The 16,812-nt window shown below is 60.9% G+C and carries 12 protein-coding genes and 1 pseudogene; 10 read left to right on the top strand and 3 right to left on the bottom strand.

The window, feature by feature from the left end:
- Window positions 1–3: 3 nt before the first annotated feature.
- A complete protein-coding gene (gene msrB, locus OLZ32_RS38025; RefSeq protein ID WP_264425505.1) occupies window positions 4–489 on the bottom strand; it encodes a peptide-methionine (R)-S-oxide reductase MsrB in 486 nt (161 codons plus the stop codon).
- A 208-nt stretch (window positions 490–697) separates the two neighbouring features.
- On the opposite strand from msrB, the gene OLZ32_RS38020 reads away from it, so the two are divergent.
- The 10 genes from OLZ32_RS38020 to OLZ32_RS37975 all read left to right on the top strand — a co-directional run bounded on the left by OLZ32_RS38020 (window position 698) and on the right by OLZ32_RS37975 (window position 12,884).
- The gene (locus OLZ32_RS38020) at window positions 698–1,657 is read left to right on the top strand and encodes a helix-turn-helix domain-containing protein (protein WP_264425504.1); all 960 of its coding nucleotides are present in this window, start codon (window positions 698–700) and stop codon (window positions 1,655–1,657) included.
- 157 nt (window positions 1,658–1,814) lie between these two features.
- Window positions 1,815–3,323 carry an aldehyde dehydrogenase gene (gene adh / locus OLZ32_RS38015; RefSeq protein WP_003543202.1) on the top strand — a complete coding sequence of 503 codons (1,509 nt, stop codon included), beginning with the start codon at window positions 1,815–1,817 and terminating at the stop codon, window positions 3,321–3,323.
- Between the two features lie 215 nt (window positions 3,324–3,538).
- Window positions 3,539–3,931 carry a DUF779 domain-containing protein gene (locus tag OLZ32_RS38010; RefSeq protein WP_264425503.1) on the top strand — a complete coding sequence of 131 codons (393 nt, stop codon included), beginning with the start codon at window positions 3,539–3,541 and terminating at the stop codon, window positions 3,929–3,931.
- Window positions 3,932–4,036: 105 nt separating this feature from the next.
- Window positions 4,037–4,633 (top strand): DJ-1/PfpI family protein, encoded by a 597-nt coding sequence (locus OLZ32_RS38005; RefSeq protein ID WP_003543204.1) that lies wholly within the window; start codon window positions 4,037–4,039, stop codon window positions 4,631–4,633.
- A gap of 25 nt (window positions 4,634–4,658) precedes the next feature.
- Entirely contained in the window at window positions 4,659–5,009 is a 351-nt protein-coding gene (locus OLZ32_RS38000) for a ribbon-helix-helix domain-containing protein (protein WP_003543205.1), read from the top strand.
- A gap of 166 nt (window positions 5,010–5,175) precedes the next feature.
- Window positions 5,176–5,883, top strand: a complete 708-nt coding sequence (locus OLZ32_RS37995; protein WP_264399943.1) for an SDR family NAD(P)-dependent oxidoreductase — start codon at window positions 5,176–5,178, stop codon at window positions 5,881–5,883.
- Window positions 5,884–6,119: 236 nt separating this feature from the next.
- The gene (locus OLZ32_RS37990) at window positions 6,120–7,253 is read left to right on the top strand and encodes a calcium:proton antiporter (protein WP_003543207.1); all 1,134 of its coding nucleotides are present in this window, start codon (window positions 6,120–6,122) and stop codon (window positions 7,251–7,253) included.
- A gap of 129 nt (window positions 7,254–7,382) precedes the next feature.
- On the top strand, window positions 7,383–8,147 hold the full coding sequence (locus OLZ32_RS37985) for a bestrophin-like domain (RefSeq protein ID WP_003543208.1): 765 nt from the start codon (window positions 7,383–7,385) through the stop codon (window positions 8,145–8,147).
- A gap of 226 nt (window positions 8,148–8,373) precedes the next feature.
- Window positions 8,374–9,570 (top strand): efflux RND transporter periplasmic adaptor subunit, encoded by a 1,197-nt coding sequence (locus OLZ32_RS37980; protein WP_003543209.1) that lies wholly within the window; start codon window positions 8,374–8,376, stop codon window positions 9,568–9,570.
- Window positions 9,571–9,713: 143 nt separating this feature from the next.
- Window positions 9,714–12,884: an efflux RND transporter permease subunit gene (locus tag OLZ32_RS37975; RefSeq protein WP_264425502.1), complete on the top strand. Its 3,171-nt coding sequence runs from the start codon at window positions 9,714–9,716 to the stop codon at window positions 12,882–12,884.
- 95 nt (window positions 12,885–12,979) lie between these two features.
- Here OLZ32_RS37975 and OLZ32_RS37970 read toward each other — a convergent pair.
- Both OLZ32_RS37970 and OLZ32_RS37965 read right to left on the bottom strand, forming a co-directional pair.
- Window positions 12,980–13,780, bottom strand: a pseudogene (locus tag OLZ32_RS37970) (hypothetical protein).
- A 264-nt stretch (window positions 13,781–14,044) separates the two neighbouring features.
- Window positions 14,045–16,573 carry a methyl-accepting chemotaxis protein gene (locus OLZ32_RS37965; RefSeq protein ID WP_264425501.1) on the bottom strand — a complete coding sequence of 843 codons (2,529 nt, stop codon included), beginning with the start codon at window positions 16,571–16,573 and terminating at the stop codon, window positions 14,045–14,047.
- Window positions 16,574–16,812 lie beyond the last annotated feature (239 nt).

Genomic DNA, 16,812 nt, shown 5'->3' with positions numbered 1-16,812 from the left:
CGATCAGGCCGAAGCCGGATGGAATGTCATGGCAATGCCGTTCATGCAGTAGCGAAGCCCCGTCGGCTTCGGGCCGTCGTCGAAGACATGGCCGAGATGGCCGCCGCAGCGGCTGCAATGCACCGCCGTCCGCGCCATGCCGAAGGTGGTGTCGTTGGCCGTGCCGACGGCCTTGTCGAGCGGCGCCCAGAAGCTCGGCCAGCCGGTGCCGCTGTCGAATTTGGTGGTCGAGGAAAAGAGGTCCTGGTCGCAGCCGGCGCAGACGAAATTGCCCTTTCGCTCCTCATGCAGCAAGGCACTGGTGAAGGGCTGCTCCGTCCCCGCCCGGCGCAGGATGACATATTGATCCGGCGTCAGCAGCTTGCGCCATTCCTCGTCGGTATGGGTCACCGCAAACGTCTCAGCGGCGATCGCCTTGCCGGCCAGGCCCAAGTGAACCGCGAGCGTCTCAAAAGCGGCGCCCATCAGCAACAATCGTCTGTTCAGCATGGTCGGATCTCCTCGTCTGGCAAACCTTGCTTCTGCAAAGAACTACGAAAGAGAGGGTCTTTTGTTACGCCATGACCGCCGAAACACCGAAATGTGATTTCGGCCACTTTCGTCAGGAAGAGCCGCATGCCGACGACCGCCAGTACCAGCCGATTGCAAACCCGCCGCTTTTCCATCAGAATGTGCTGAACTTCGGTGGGAGGAGCCGATGGACGAACACTCAGCACACGCCGAGCATGTCTACACGTCTGCCCAGCGCGATTCTGCGGCGGCCAGTTCTCCCGTTGTCGCCTCATGGCGGCGGTGCATGACCATGCATCAGCTCGCCCCCGAGGACCAGCGGGCTCCACTGCGCCTCACCGACCAGGAATTCCGCCGCGCGCGCGAGCAGTCCGAACAGCTGATCGCCAGCGCGACGGAAGAGCTCGATCGTCTCTTTACCACCGTTGGCAGGGCCGGTTGCTGCCTGCTTCTGACTGACAAGAACGGCATCGCGCTGGAGCGTCGGGGCGCCGCCGGAGACGACAAGGAATTCCGCGAACTCGGCCTCTGGACCGGCTCGGTCTGGACCGAGGCCAGCATAGGCACCAACGGTATCGGCACCGCACTTGCCGACGAGCGTGCCGTCGCCATTTTCCGCGATCAGCATTTCTTCTGCTCGAACACCAGCCTCAGCTGCACGACCGCGCCGATCCGCGATCATCGCGGCCGGGTGGCAGCCGCCCTCGACATTTCCACATGCCGCGAAGACGTCAACGAGATGACGCTGGCAATCCTGACGCAGACCGTGCGCGATGCGGCGATGCGCATCGAGCTCAACCTTTTCCGCTCGGCCTTTGCAGGCGCCCGTTTCCTGATGGTCCCGGCCGGCGCCAATTCCGCCGCCGCCCTGCTGGCCGTCGACAGGCACGACCTCGTGCTCGGTGCGACGCGCGCCGCCCGCATCGCGCTACAGCTCGACGACAGACGCATCGCCGCCGGCATTCCTGCCGCCGATGCCCTGCACGAGGCTGGCGCCTCCCAGCAGGACGAGATGGCCGAGGCGGAAAAAGCAGCCCTGCTTCGGGCGCTGTCGCGCGCCGGCGGCAATGTCTCACAGGCGGCGATCGCGCTCGGCATCAGCCGCGCGACGCTGCACAGGAAGATGAACAAGCTCGATCTCCACTGATCAAGGTTCGCCGCCCGCAATCGTGAAGCGATGCTGTCGCAGGTCTGCGACACTGTGCACTGCGGTATGGAAGACCCACCCTGTTCGCTGCGCCAAAACATGCACATTTTCCTCTCACTGGTTCGCTTGGGAACCTGGATCATCAAGGGAGGATGACATGCTTCATCAGAAAATCGTCGAGTCGCCGTTCAAGCTGAAATACGGCAACTATATCGGCGGCGAATGGCGCGAGCCGGTCGAGGGAAAATATTTCGAAAACCTGACGCCCGTCACCGGCGGCAAGCTCTGCGACATTCCCCGCTCTAACGAAAAGGACATCAATCTTGCGCTCGACGCCGCCCATGCGGCAAAGGAAAAATGGGGCCGCACCTCCGCTGCCGAGCGCTCCAATATCCTCATGAAGATTGCCCAGCGCATGGAAGACAAGCTGGAATTGCTCGCCCAGGCCGAGACCTGGGACAACGGCAAGCCGATCCGCGAAACCATGGCGGCCGACATTCCACTGGCGATCGACCACTTCCGCTATTTCGCCTCCTGCATTCGCGCCCAGGAAGGTTCGATCGGCGAAATCGACCACGATACCGTCGCCTATCACTTCCATGAGCCGCTCGGCGTCGTCGGCCAGATCATCCCGTGGAACTTCCCGATCCTGATGGCCACCTGGAAGCTGGCGCCCGCACTTGCCGCCGGCAATTGCGTCGTACTGAAGCCCGCCGAACAGACCCCGGCCTCGATCCTGCTCTGGGCCGAGATCGTCGGCGATCTCCTGCCGCCCGGCGTGCTCAACATCGTCAACGGTTTCGGCCTCGAAGCCGGCAAGCCGCTGGCGACCAGCCAGCGCGTCGCCAAGATCGCCTTCACCGGCGAGACGACGACAGGCCGGCTGATCATGCAATATGCCAGCCAGAACCTCATTCCGGTGACGCTGGAACTTGGCGGCAAATCGCCGAACATCTTCTTCGCCGATGTGATGGCCGAAGACGACGATTTCCTCGACAAGGCGCTTGAAGGCTTTGCGATGTTTGCCCTCAACCAGGGCGAAGTCTGCACCTGCCCGAGCCGCGCCCTCGTCCAGGAATCGATCTACGACCGCTTCATGGAAAAGGCCGTGAAGCGCGTTGAGGCGATCAAGCAGGGCAACCCGCTCGACACCGCGACTATGATCGGCGCCCAGGCCTCGACGGAGCAGCTGGAAAAGATCCTCGCCTATCTCGATATCGGCAAGCAGGAAGGCGCGGAAGTGCTGACCGGCGGCTCGCGCAACGATCTCGGCGGCGAACTGGCGAATGGCTATTATATCAAGCCGACGATCTTCAAGGGTCACAACAAGATGCGTGTGTTCCAGGAAGAAATCTTCGGACCAGTTGTTTCGGTCACGACCTTCAAGAACGAGAAGGAAGCGCTCGAAATCGCCAACGACACGCTCTACGGTCTCGGCGCCGGTGTCTGGAGCCGCGACGCCAATCGCTGCTACCGTTTCGGCCGCGAGATTCAGGCCGGCCGCGTCTGGACCAACTGCTACCACGCTTACCCGGCCCATGCCGCCTTCGGCGGCTACAAGCAGTCGGGCATCGGCCGTGAAACCCACAAGATGATGCTCGACCACTACCAGCAGACCAAGAACATGCTGGTGAGCTACAGCCCGAAGGCCCTGGGCTTCTTCTGAGATGCTTCGGCATGGTGGGAGGGTCTCAAACCCCTCCCCAACCCCTCCCCACAAGGGGGAGGGGCTTAACGTGCGGCCCTCATCGTATTCACTCTTGAGCGCAGCATATGCAGCCGGCTTGTTGTTTGCGAGCCGGCGCCACAGCTTAGCCCCTCCCCCTTGTGGGGAGGGGTTGGGGAGGGGAGTTCTTCCCCAAAACTTTGGAGGAGGCAGCCATGGAAACCACCGTCAACGGCGAACTGCGTGTTCTCGCAACCGACGCAGCTCTCGATTTGATCGCAGAAATCAAGCGGGATCATCCCGATATCCTCTTCCACCAGTCCGGCGGCTGCTGCGACGGCTCGTCGCCGATGTGTTATCCGGCTAACGAATTCATGATCGGCGACAGCGACGTCAGCCTCGGCGAGATCGGCGGCGTGCCTGTTTATATCAGCGCCAGCCAGTTCGAGGCGTGGAAACATACGCAGCTGATCATCGATGTCGTGCCCGGCCGCGGCGGCATGTTCTCGCTCGACAATGGCCGCGAGAAACGCTTCCTCACTCGTTCCCGCCTCTTCGGCGGCGGCGAGGCTTGCGCAGTGCCTGATGTGAAAGTCAGGGCGGTCTGATGCTGTCGCCCGTCGGGTGGGAATTTCGCCTGTAGTATTCCCATAGTACCTGCTCTCCCCTGCTCTTTGCTACTCTCCGCCTGTTGGTTTCAAAGGGAGGAAACGATGCCAGCCTCAAAGATCCTGATGATCACGGGTGATTTCACCGAAGATTACGAAACGATGGTGCCGTTCCAGACGCTGCTTGCCTGCGGCTACACGGTCGACGCCGTCTGCCCCGGCAAGAAGGCCGGCGACACCGTCGCCACCGCCATCCACGATTTCGAAGGCGACCAGACTTATTCCGAAAAACGCGGCCATAATTTCGCGCTGAACGCTACCTTCGACAGCGTGCGCGCCGAAGATTACGATGCCCTCGTCATCCCCGGCGGCCGTGCACCCGAATATCTGCGTCTCAATGCCGACGTCATCAAATCTGTGCGGCACTTCTTCGACGCCGGAAAACCCGTTGCCGCCATCTGCCACGGCGCGCAATTGCTTGCCGCCGCCGGCGTACTGAAGGGCCGCACCTGCTCCGCCTATCCCGCCTGCCGGCCGGAAGTCGAACTTGCCGGCGGCATCTACGCCGACATATCAATCAGCGATGCAGTCTCGGACGGCAATCTGGTCACGGCGCCCGCCTGGCCGGCGCATCCGTCGTGGCTGCGCCAGTTCATGGCCGTGCTCGATGCCGCAGCCGTGCTGGAAACCAACGCCGCCTGAGAAGGGCGACACTGGAGAGAACGATATGTGTGAACTCTTCATCAAGGCGGATGCGCGGCTCTGGGAAAGCGCCACCCGGTCGCTGCGCATCGACGGCATGGTCACCAGCGTCAGGCTGGAGAACTTCTTCTGGGCGAAGCTGGAGGAAATCGCCCGGCGCGACGGCATGAATGTCGTCCAGCTGATCACCCGTCTGCATCATGAATCGATCGATGCAGGCCACGATCTCGGCAACTTCACGTCCTTCCTGCGGGTCTGCTGCGCCCGTTATCTCGACCTGCAGCTCACCGGCGACATCCCGGCTGATGTCACGCGTCCGATCTCAGGCCTCGACGCGCCTGTCATCCTCGACCGCGAACGGGCGAAATATCACTGAAATCAGGTCCGTCAGACGATCAACGACGAACGCCCCGCGGATCGCTCCGCGGGCCGTTTCGCAAACATCTGACCTTGTCTTCGGCGGTGGGCTTGCGCTGCCGCGCAGCCTGGATCAACAATGCCCGGCACCGTCGAGCGCGGGCACCGTCAGGAGATCGATTGCCATGAAAGACCAGAAAGCCGTGATCGTCACGGGAGCCGGCGGCAACCTCGGCGGTGCCGTTGTCCGCGAGCTTGCCAGCGCCGGCGCAAAACTCGTCTGCATGAACCGTTCGAGCCATGAGCTGGAAGCCTTGGCCGGCGATCTTCCTGCCTCCACCGAGTTTCTGTCGATAGCGGGAACGGATCTCACCGATTATGCCTCCTGCGCCGCCGCTGTCGCCCGGGCCGTCAAGCGCTTCGGCGGCGTGAGCGCATTGGTCAACACCGTCGGTGGGTTCCAGATGGGGCCGGTCGGGCCGGAGGCGCCCGCGCAGTGGGAGACGATGATGACCGCAAACGCCCGCACTGCCCTGACGATCAGCGCCGCGGTTCTCCCGACCATGAAGGCGGCCGGCTACGGCCGCATCGTTCATATCGCCGCCGCACCCGGCCTGAAGGCTGGCGCCAAGCAGGCCGCTTACGCCGCATCGAAAGCCGCCGTCATCCGGCTGACCGAGGCGATCGCTGCCGAATGCCGCGACGACCGCATCACCGCCAACTGCATCCTGCCCGGGACGATCGACACGCCTGAGAACCGCGCGGCGATGCCCGATGCGAAGACGGACGGCTGGGTATCGCCGCAATCGATCGCCCGCCTCATCGCCTTCCTGATTTCGCCGGCCGCAGCCGTCGTCACCGGCGCGGCAATCCCGGCGACCGGCCGCGAATAGCGGGTGACGTGGCGTGATCGGTCGCCCGCGACTGCTCCTTTGTCGAGATCCGTGAGTGATGACACGACAGAGACCTGCACGTTTTATTCAGTGACACACGATCTGGCTTGAGCTTCGGTTCGCCTTGAGGCAGCCTCGTCTGCACCTGCTCATGTTGGGGCAGGAGAACAGCGGGCGGACACCATGATGTTGATCATCGCATTGCGGCGGCATTTGCCAGAAGGCGGATGGTTTCGATGACGGAGGGTCCGGCATTGCGCGCCGTCGGCGCAACCAGCCTGATGCGTGAGGAATGGTTCCTGGGCGTCAGCGTCGCCACGAGCTTGGCGTTTCTTGTTTTCCAGGAGCAGCTCTTCGGGCGGCTTTCTGATCCGCTTTGGTTCACTGTCGTTTTCGCGTGGCTGTTCGCTGCCGTCCTCGGCTCCGCTCTGTCGGTTGTCCGGCACGCGGATCATTTGGCGGAGCGGCTGAAGGAGCCCTACGGCACGCTCATTCTGACGCTTGCCATCACCTCGATCGAGGTGATGGCAATATCAGCCGTCATGCTTCACGGCGAGAACAATCCCACGCTTGCGCGCGACACCCTGTTCGCAGTCGTCATGATCATCCTGAACGGCATGGTCGGCCTGTCCTTGCTGCTGGGCGCATGGCGGCGACCGGAACAGCAACATAATCTGCAAGGCGCCAACGCCTATCTCGGGGTCATCGTGCCGCTGGCGACCCTCAGCCTGGTCATGCCCACATTTCTTTCCGGGCCGGACGGACAGCATCCATCGGCGGCGCGGCAATTGATACTGGGCATAATCTCGGTCGGCCTTTACGCGACGTTTCTGTTTCTTCAGGCCGGCCGCCATCGGGACTACTTCACCGACGACAGCAACCGCCACGAACCTCCGGGCGAACGTGCTCCTTACCATGGGCCGGTATGGCCTCATGCCATCCTGCTGTTCGCCTATATGGGTCCTGTCGTCTTTCTGGTCGAACAGCTTGCCCGGCCGATCGATTACATTATCGAAACCCTGCATGCCCCAGCCGCGTTTGGCGCTGTTGTCATGGCCATTCTTGTGGCGACGCCCGAGGCAATCAGCGCCGTGCGTGCGTCCATCGCCAATAATCTGCAGCGCGCCGTCAACATCTTCCTTGGTTCAGTGCTCTCGACAATCGGGCTGACCGTGCCGGCAATGCTTGTCATTAGCCGTCTTTACGGGCACCCGGTGACGCTCGGCCTGGAACATGGAGATCTGGTGATGCTCGTGCTGACTCTGGCCGTCAGCATCATCACCTTTGCCAGCGGCCGCACGCATCTCATGCAAGGCGCTGTCCATCTGGTGCTTTTCCTGGCTTACGTGCTGCTCATTTTCCAGCAATGAAACCCGCTCGATTGCGGCCGCGCGAGATCAGGAAAGGAAGAGTTCCGGGCTTGGTCCGTCTTCCGCTATGATAGCAGCACAGCTTGCAAGGTAGCTGCAGGACTTACGTGGCAATACGGAGACCGGACTTTGGGCTCACTATTGGTTGGCGGGCTTGTATTTGTTTTTCTGTCGATGGCAACATCGTTAGGATTGCTAGTGCGCGGCCGCTTGCCGGATCACCATCTGAATGCAGAATCCAAGGACGTCATCAGGCTGGCGACCGCGGTGGTGGGAACGCTGTCGGCCCTGGCGCTCGGCCTTCTGATCGCATCCGCCAAGTCGTCCTATGACAATGCCGAAGTGGAAATGAGAACGGCGGCGGCACGAGTGCTCCTGCTTGACCGGGTCATGGCGCAATACGGCCCCGAAACCGACAAGGCGCGTCAATTGCTGCGTGAACTCATCGAGAAACGGCTGAGCCGTGGCTGGACTGCCGAGACCACCGACGAGACATCCGGCAAGGCGCCGGGGGAATATCAGGATATAGAGACGGTTCAGGCCGACCTCCGGTCCCTGTTGCCGAGGGATGCCGCGCAGCACTCTCTCCAGGCGCGTGCGCTGGAGGTGAGCGGCATGGTGGCCGAGACCCACTGGCTGCTGGTCGAATCCGGCAAAGAGGGCTTGCCCTGGGCCTTCCTCACCGTTCTCGTCTGTTGGCTCTCGCTGCTTTTTGCGACCTTCGGGCTACAGGCGCCGGCAAACCTGACGGTGCTGTCAATTCTGCTCGTCTGCGCCCTGTCCGTCGCCGGCGCCATATTCCTGGTTTCGGACATGGCCAACCCATATGTCGGGCTGATCCGTGTTTCGGATGCACCATTACAGTTTGCCATCGAACGGCTCGGGAAACCGTAGCTGCGTCATGGCATCCGTCGAGGATGAGCTCACAGTTTAATTGTGCACCAGCAGCTATTGCAATTTTTAGCAATGCCGCGACATAATATCGCATGCCCGGAACTTTTTGGGAGAGGGGTCGTCTCCGCCGAGGCACGCATGAGGACTACAGCGCCGCGCGTCTTTTCAGACGCGCAAAGGACGTTGTATGTCTTTGAAATAGCTCGTAAACATCGGGGCGGCGGCAATGCGTGTGAGATTGTATCAGGGTCTGCACCTGTCTGTGGTGCTCGCCGGCATGGCAATTCTCGCTGGCTGTGAGGACAGCGGCAATACTTACGTTGCCCCTCCTCCACCTCCGGTTCGTGTCGCCCAGCCGATCCAGCAACCGGTGACGCTCTATTTCGAACTCACCGGCAATACGGCACCGCTCAATTCCGTCGATATCGAGGCGCGCGTCCAAGGCTACGTCCAATCTATCGATTATCAGGACGGCATGACAGTGACGAAGGGCACCAAGCTCTTCGGCATCGAGCGCGACACCTATCAGGCGCAATTGGATCAGGCCAAGGCATCGCTCGCCTCGCAACAGGCATCTCAAGTCGGCGCGCAACAGGAATACGACCGACAGCTCAATCTGTCGAAGCAACAGGTCACCACGCAGACCGCCGTCGACAGCGCCAAGGCGACGCTCGACGAAGCGAATGCGTCCATCCTCAATGCCCAGGCCAATCTCGATCTCGCGACGATCAATCTCGGATATACGGAGGTGCTTGCCCCCTTCGACGGCACCGTCACCGATCACCTCGTCGATATCGGCGCGCTTGTCGGCGTATCCGGTCCCACCAAACTCGCCAGCATCGTGCAGGTGGATCCGCTTTACGCCTATTTCAACGTCAGCGAAACACAGGTGCTGATGATCAAGGAAACGCTGGCAAAGCAGGGACATACCTTCAAGCAGACGGATCTTCCGAGGATCCCGGCGGAACTCGGCCTGCAGACGGAAGAAGGTTACCCACACAAGGGCCATCTCGACTATGTATCGCCGCAGCTCGATGCCTCCACAGGCACGCTTCAGGTACGCGCCCTGTTCGACAACAAGGACCGCGCCATGCTGCCCGGTCTCTTCGTGCGGGTTCGTGTGCCCGTCGGCCATAACGACAAGGCTCTGCTGGTGCGCGACGATGCGATCGGAACGAACCAGCTGGGCAGCTACCTGCTTGTTCTCGGTAAGGACGACGTCGTCGAGCAGAAGCAGGTCAAGACCGGCCAGCGTGAAGGTTCGCTCCGTGTCATCGACTCCGGCCTCGATCCGGCCGACTGGGTCGTAACCCAAGGTATCCAGCAGGCCATCCCCGGCAGCAAGGTCACGCCCGAGAAGATGGAAATGAACCCACCGGCAGCTACCGCCGGCGATGCCAAGGCCAAGACCACCACGCAATGAATTCGCCACCATGCTTCATCTGACCGTCTAGAACGGTTCAGCTTTTCATGGAAACGCAGAACCGCTCTAACCTTTTGTTTTGTCACAATTCCGGACGGAAAACCGCTTCGCACTTTTCCTGGAATTGCTCTAAGGACAGCAGCATGATCTCGCGCTTCTTCATCGAGCGACCGGTACTCGCCAACGTTCTGGCGTTGGTCTTCGTGCTCATCGGCGCGGTAGCCCTGTTCCAGCTGCCTGTGGCGCAATATCCGAATGTCGTTCCGCCGACGGTGCAAGTGACGACGCGTTTTCCCGGTGCCAGCGCCCAGACCCTCGTCGATACCGTCGCGCTGCCGATCGAGCAGCAGGTCAACGGTGTGCAGGACATGCTCTATATGCAGTCGACGAGCGCCAGCGACGGCACCTATTCGCTGACCGTGACCTTTGCCATCGGAACGGATCCCGATCAAGCGCAGGTTCTGGTACAAAACCGCGTCGCCATAGCAATGTCATCGCTTCCTGAAGCGGTGCAGGTTCAGGGCGTCACGACACAAAAGAAATCGACGGCGATTCTCGGCTTCGTCACCCTGACCTCGCCCGACAGCCGCTATGACAGCCTCTTCCTGTCGAACTATGCCGTCATCAATCTGCAGAATGAACTCGCCCGCCTGCCGGGTGTCGGCAACGTCACCGTGTTCGGTGCCGGCCAGTATGCCATGCGCATCTGGATGGACCCGAACCTGCTGCAGGCGCGCGGTCTGACACCGCAGGATATCGTCAACGTGGTGCAGCAGCAGAGCCAGGAGGTCACCGCCGGCCAGATCGGCATTCCGCCGGTGCCGAAGGGGCAGATCTTTCAATACACGCTGAATGTCAACGGCCGGCTGAATGAGGCTGCCGACTACGAGAACATCATCGTCAAGGTCGAAAGTGGAGAGGGCGGCCGCGTCACGCGCATCCGCGATATCGGCCGCGTCGAACTCGGCGCGCAGACGTACAGCCAGTCCTTCATGCAGAACGGCCGGCCGGCGGCCGGCATCGGCATTTTTCAGCTGCCGGAGGCCAACGCCATTGCAGTGGCGCAGGAGGTGGGCGCAAAAATGCAGGAGCTTTCGAAGAGCTTCCCGCAGGGCCTTGAATATCACGTACCGTTTGACACGACGAAATTCGTCAAGGCATCCATCGACGAAGTTTATGTCACTTTGATCGAAGCCGGCGTCCTCGTTCTCATCGTCATTCTGGTCTTCCTGCAGGATTGGCGGGCAATGCTCGTGCCGGCGACCACAGTTCCGGTCACCATCATCGGCGCCTTCGCGGCCATGGCGGCACTGGGCTTCACCGTCAACCTGTCGACGCTGTTTGCCATCGTTCTCGCCATCGGCATCGTCGTCGATGACGCCATCGTCATCGTCGAAGGGGTCGCCCGACACATCGAAGCGGGCATGTCCGGCCGAAAGGCGGCCGAAAAGGCGATGGAGGAGCTGCTCGGCCCGGTCATCGGCATCACGCTGGTGCTGATGGCGGTTTTCATTCCGGCTGCCTTCCTGCCCGGCTTGACCGGGCAGCTCTATCGGCAGTTCGCCCTCGTCATCGCCGCCACGGCGCTGATCAGCGCCATCAATGCCGTCACGCTGAAACCGACGCAATGCGCCCTTTGGCTGCGGCCGCCGGTCCCGCCCGAGAAACGCAACGTCTTCTATCGCGGTTTCAACAGGGTCTACGACAAAGGCGAACGCGGCTATGCCGGGCTGATCGGATCGATGACCCGCCACGCCGGTGTCATGGCCATAGCGGCAATTGTCCTGATCGGGGTCGCCGTCTGGGGCCTCACCCGCCTGCCGACCGCGTTCCTGCCCATCGAGGATCAAGGTTACGTGCTGATCAGTGCGCAACTGCCTGACGGCGCCTCGAAGGAGCGCACCGATGCCGTGATGGAGGAGGTCGGCAAGATCGCCGAAACCACACCTGGCGTCGATCAGGTGCTGACGATCAGCGGCATTTCCGTTCTCGACAACAATGCCAGCCTGCAGAATGCCGGCGTGGCCTATGTCGTGCTGAAAGATTGGGACGAGCGCGGCAAGCAGAAGGGGCAGGATCTGCTGTCGATCTACCAGCATCTGAACGGCGCGCTGCAAAGCGTGCTCGCGGCCAAGACACTGGTGGTCGTGCCGCCTCCGATCCAGGGCGTCGGCAATGCCAGCGGCTTTACCATGCAGGTCGAGATCAAGAACGGCATTTCCGACTACGCTCTGCTGGAATCGCTCGCCGATACGATCGTCAAGAACGGCAATGCCCAATCGTCGCTGCAAAGACTGAGCACGCCCTTCCGCTCGAACGTGCCGCAACTCGCAGTCGCCGTCGACCGCATCAAGGCGGAGACATTGGGGGTTACCGTGGGTCAGGTTTTCTCGGCGCTCTCCGGCTACGTCGGCTCGATCTATGTGACCCAGTTCAACAAATTCGGCCGCACCTTCCAGGTCTATGCGCAGGCCGCTTCCGATTTCCGGGTCAGCCCGGATGACATTCGCAATCTGAAGGTCAAGGCCGGTGACGGGACAATGGTGCCGCTCGGCACGGTCGTCGATGTCACGACGACGCAAGGCCCCTCCCTGATCAGCCTCTACAATCTCTACCCCTCAGCAACAATCGTTGGCGGGCCGGCCGCCGGCTTCAGTTCGGGCCAGTCGCTCGATGTCATGGAACAGATTGCCAATGGAACGCTGCCGCCAGGCACAGGATTCGAATGGACGGCGCTGTCCTACCAGGAGAAGGCCGTGGGCGGGCAGATCTATTTCGTCTTCGCGCTCGCCATGCTCCTCGTCTATTTCGTGCTCGCCGGTCAATATGAAAGCTGGATCTTACCGCTGGCGGTCATTCTCGCCGTGCCGCTCGCCCTCCTCGGCACGGTGGCGGCCCTGACGGCAGCCGGCGTTGCCAACAATCTCTATACGCAGATCGGCCTTATCCTGCTGATTGCGCTTGCATCGAAGAATGCCATTCTCATCGTCGAATATGCGCGGGAAAAGCGGGCGGAAGGCATGGAAATTCTGGATGCCGCCGTCGAGGCCGCCCGCCTGCGTTTCCGGCCGATTCTGATGACGTCCTTCGCCTTCATTCTCGGCGTCCTGCCGCTGGTGCTGGCGACAGGCGCCGGCGCATCCGCCCGCAAGTCGATCGGCATATCGGTCTTCAGCGGCATGATCGCCTCGACCTGCCTCGCCGTGCTCTTCGTACCGTCCTTCTACGTCCTGCTGCAGCGCCTCGAGGAATATTGGAAAGGGCGCATAAAGACAGCTGCCGTCGCGGAGGCGGAGATGCCGAAGGTTCAGTAAGGCTGTTGCAACAGCCTGTCGCGCAATCACCTGCGGTTTCACGCAGAGGCAGGTTTCTATTGAGGTCTCTTCACAGCGCAAGTTTCGAACAGACGCTATAATCCCGAGGTCAGCACCCGGTGGCATGCAGGCGACACGCGTTGCAGATTGTCCCGAAGACAAGCGATAGCCCGTCCTCCGCCCAAAGGCACCGTGCGGCACAGAGCCTGAAAATCCGATCCGCAGGTTTCGCGCAGGATCATCAGTTCCTCGCGCGGCGAGAAGGCCGGCATCACGGCCCGGGGAGCAGGCGTGGTCGCAACCGTCGCAGCAGCACCGCCGCTCGCTGGGGTTCATCCGGCTGATCCTCCCCCCGCTGATCCTCCCAAGGCCGCAACGGCTTGCTGACACGGCGCCGAAAGGGTGGCGTTGTGCTGCTGCAGGCAGCTGAGCGCCTCGGTGCCACCCGGCGTGACACCAGAGCATTGCGCCATAAAATCGCGTTGGCAGGCCGATTTGACGGCGTTGCGCTGCGCCTGCGTCGGTGCGGCCGTCGCCGGCGCCGGTGTGGTCGCCCCAGTGGTTGCGGGCGCCGCCGGGGCCGGCTCCGCGGATGTCGACTTGGGTTTGCTCACCGCCGACACCGCCTTCCGGCAGCCCGCCGAAAGTGTGGCATTATGCTGTTGCAGACAAGTGAGCGCCTCGATGCCGCCCGGCGTCACCCCTGAACATTGCGCTATGAAATCGGAGCGACATTCCGCCTTGATCGCATTGCGCTGCTCTTCAGTCGGCGCCTGCGCGGAAGCGACACCGGCAAAGAGCACCACTGCGCAGAGCGCTGGCAATCCCGAGATAGCAAACAGAAGACGACGCCTTCCATGCGGAGCCGTCAGTAGAGAAGATGCCCATTTTCGCATTATTCCCCCCCTATAAATCTTTAATCTACTTCATGAAATCGAACGTCCTGCCGAATAGGATAATAAACGCCCGCCAATTGGAGGGACGTTGCTTACCGCTGCGGAAATATTAAAACGCGGGCTCCACGTATATTAGAAGATCGCTATTTTAGCAACTATCGTGCGCCTGAAAACCAACCAAGGGAAACGTATTACTCATCAGCCTGCTGATCGGAATCATCCATCTCAAAGCAAGTTAACAGGTACTGCGAATACATGCTGCCGTCATGCCGCCGTCTGGTACCCTCGTGAAGCCGCGCTCTCGTGGCCTTCAAGCCGAAAGCGCGAAATCATGTCGGTAAGTGCAAGCGCCTCGGACGATAACTGTCTGGTGGCAGCATTCGTCTCTTCCACCATCGCCGCATTTTGCTGCGTCATACGATCAATATCGTTCACCGATGCGTTGATCGAATGAAGTGTCGTCGCTTGGTCGCGGCTTGACGAGGCGATGAGTTCGATATGACCGACAATGTGGACGATCTCGCTGGAAATCTCCATCAGCGCATCGCCGGTGCGGCCGACGAATTCGGAACCGGACGCAACCTCTCGGACGGAATTGTTGATGAGCTCGCCGATTTCCTTGGCTGCGCGAGCCGATCGCTGCGCCAGCTCCCGCACCTCCTGCGCCACGACAGCAAAGCCCTTGCCGGCCTCACCCGCTCTTGCCGCCTCGACTCCAGCATTTAGGGCCAAGAGATTGGTCTGGAAAGCGATAGCGTCGATGGCGCTGACAATCTGAACGATCCGGCCGGACGCGTCCTCAATCCGCCCCATGGCCGAAACCGCGTTTTGGACCACGGAGGCCGAGGCGTCGGCGCCCTGTTTGGCGCGCTGGACTAGCGCAAGCGCTGCTGCTGCCCGTCCTGAAGAGGTGTTGACGGCGGAAGAAATCTCCTCCACTGCCGCTGCTGTTTCCTCAAGTGCGGCCGCCTGCTTTTCCGTTCGGCTGGCCAGGTCATCAACGGCTTCCGCCATCTGGCGGCCATTGTCGCTGATGAGGGAAGACGTCTCGCGGATATCGCAGAGCGTCTCCTTGAGACCCGCGACCGACATGTTGAAATCGGTGCGGATCCGGTCGAGTTCGGAGGCAAAGGGCGTATCGATCGAAAAATTCAACTCCCCGCGTGACAGCCGCGTGAGTCCCTCTGCAAGCGCCTCGATTGCGGCGTCAACCTGGGCCTTGGCGCTACGTCGCTCGAGTTCGTTGCGGGCGCGCTCGGATTCCGCATCGCTACGCGCGATCTCGGCCTGTAGTTCCATTTCGACGTTCGATAGCGCATTTTGTTTGAAGACGGAAAGCGCACGGGCCATTTCCCCGATTTCGTCGCCCCGTGCCTCGCCGGTGATTTTGGTATCGAGCCTTCCCTCTGCGATCTTGCGCATCGCTGCGGTAATCTGGGTGATCGGTCCCTTCAGGGTGACGACCAGCGCGGCACCCGCGGTCATAGCGATCAGGATGCCAAACACAATGGCGCCACCGGATATCCTATTGGCCTGTTGACGATCCTGCCCAGCATTTCGCCTTTGCGTCTCGGCGAATTGAGCAAGCAGATTCCAGGTGTTGTCGATCTGCCCCGCAGCGCTGTCGAATTCAGCAAGCTTGCGCGCCGCACCTTCGGAGAGCGCTGCCGCGTTTGCTGCAAGCAGATCGAGGACGGGTTGAGCCTTCTTCGGAATTTCAGCAAAGACAGGATCGTCGTTCACCACGCCGGCAAGACGGCCGAGCTCGGTCTGATACATGTAGATCGACTGCTGGACTTTTTTCACTCGCGCATCGTCTGGATTGCCGGCGAGTTCGGCGAAGCCGACGCGGATCTCGTTATTGCTGTTAACGATGGCGCGCAGTGCGTTGCCGACATTCGTCGCCTGCGAGATATCCTTGTCCGACGCGGCAAGCGCGAGCACGGAGGTTCGCATCAGGTCGTCGCCAATCGTCTTGAGACTGTCGCCAGTTGCAGCAAGATTGGCAACGGCGGCATCCGTTGCTGGGACATCCAAAGTGTCAGGCGACACCTTCGAAGCGTTGGCGATGGCATCCACTGCAGCGGCATACTGCGCGGCGAGGGCTTGTTTGTCGGTCGCGACCGCAGGCGAAAGCTGCTCCTTTGCCTTTTGCAAATCGGTTGCGTATTTGGCTATCAGGCTAACTTTGTCAGCCGGCGTCGTCGCATTCGTATAGTCATTGCGAAGTTTTGTCGCGACACTGGCGGCGGCGCTGATGGAGACGGAATTGTTCAGGCCGCTCTTGTTGGCATTTTCCGTCTTTTTCGCGCCAGCCATCAGCATGAACGAGCGCTTGCCAACCTGCCCTTGCAGGTCAAGAAGTGCCGCGGAAGCAGCGTCAACATCACTGAGAATTTTCTGCTGCCCCGTTTCGATTTGCCAGATCGCTTCGATCTTTTGCGGAATGATTTGCGATTGATCGAGCGCCCGGTCAAGAAGCCCCACATCGGTCGTCGGCCTTAGGCTCTCGATCGTCTGCTTCAGGTTTGCCAGTTGCTCCCGGGCCTCCGCAAGCGCGGTATCACGGGCTTCCTGCGACGGCTTCATCAGAAAGCCGGTCATGCTGGAAGAAACATGTTTGAACCCGTTCAGGGACTGCAAAACATGGTTGGAGATCTCCATCCGACCTTCGAGTAGGCTGGCCGCGTAGTAGCCCGTCAGCCCCACTGCGCATAGGCTAATGACGAATGGCGCCAAAAGTACGAGCACCTTCGTCTGAATGCGAACCCGCGACATCAAACCATTTACCACAACTGCATCCCCACCATCGATTGGAGCTAAGCTGTCATTCTTTGCTTAAGAACCGATAAATGGGTTGTTGATCCGAGGGTTATGCACGCCTCATCTGTCGCGGCAAGGACGTAGTTCAGACCCTCGAAGGGGCATGTACGCAGGTCGACTATTCATTATCGCTTGGTCCTTGTTGCGGCCCTGCTGAGCTGTTAACTCCTCGAATTTCTGGAACGCAAAAGCCCGCACGAGGCGGGCTT

Source organism: Rhizobium acaciae, from assembly GCF_025941625.1.
Lineage (GTDB): Bacteria > Pseudomonadota > Alphaproteobacteria > Rhizobiales > Rhizobiaceae > Rhizobium > Rhizobium acaciae.
This window is presented reverse-complemented; position numbering and strand designations above follow the sequence as displayed.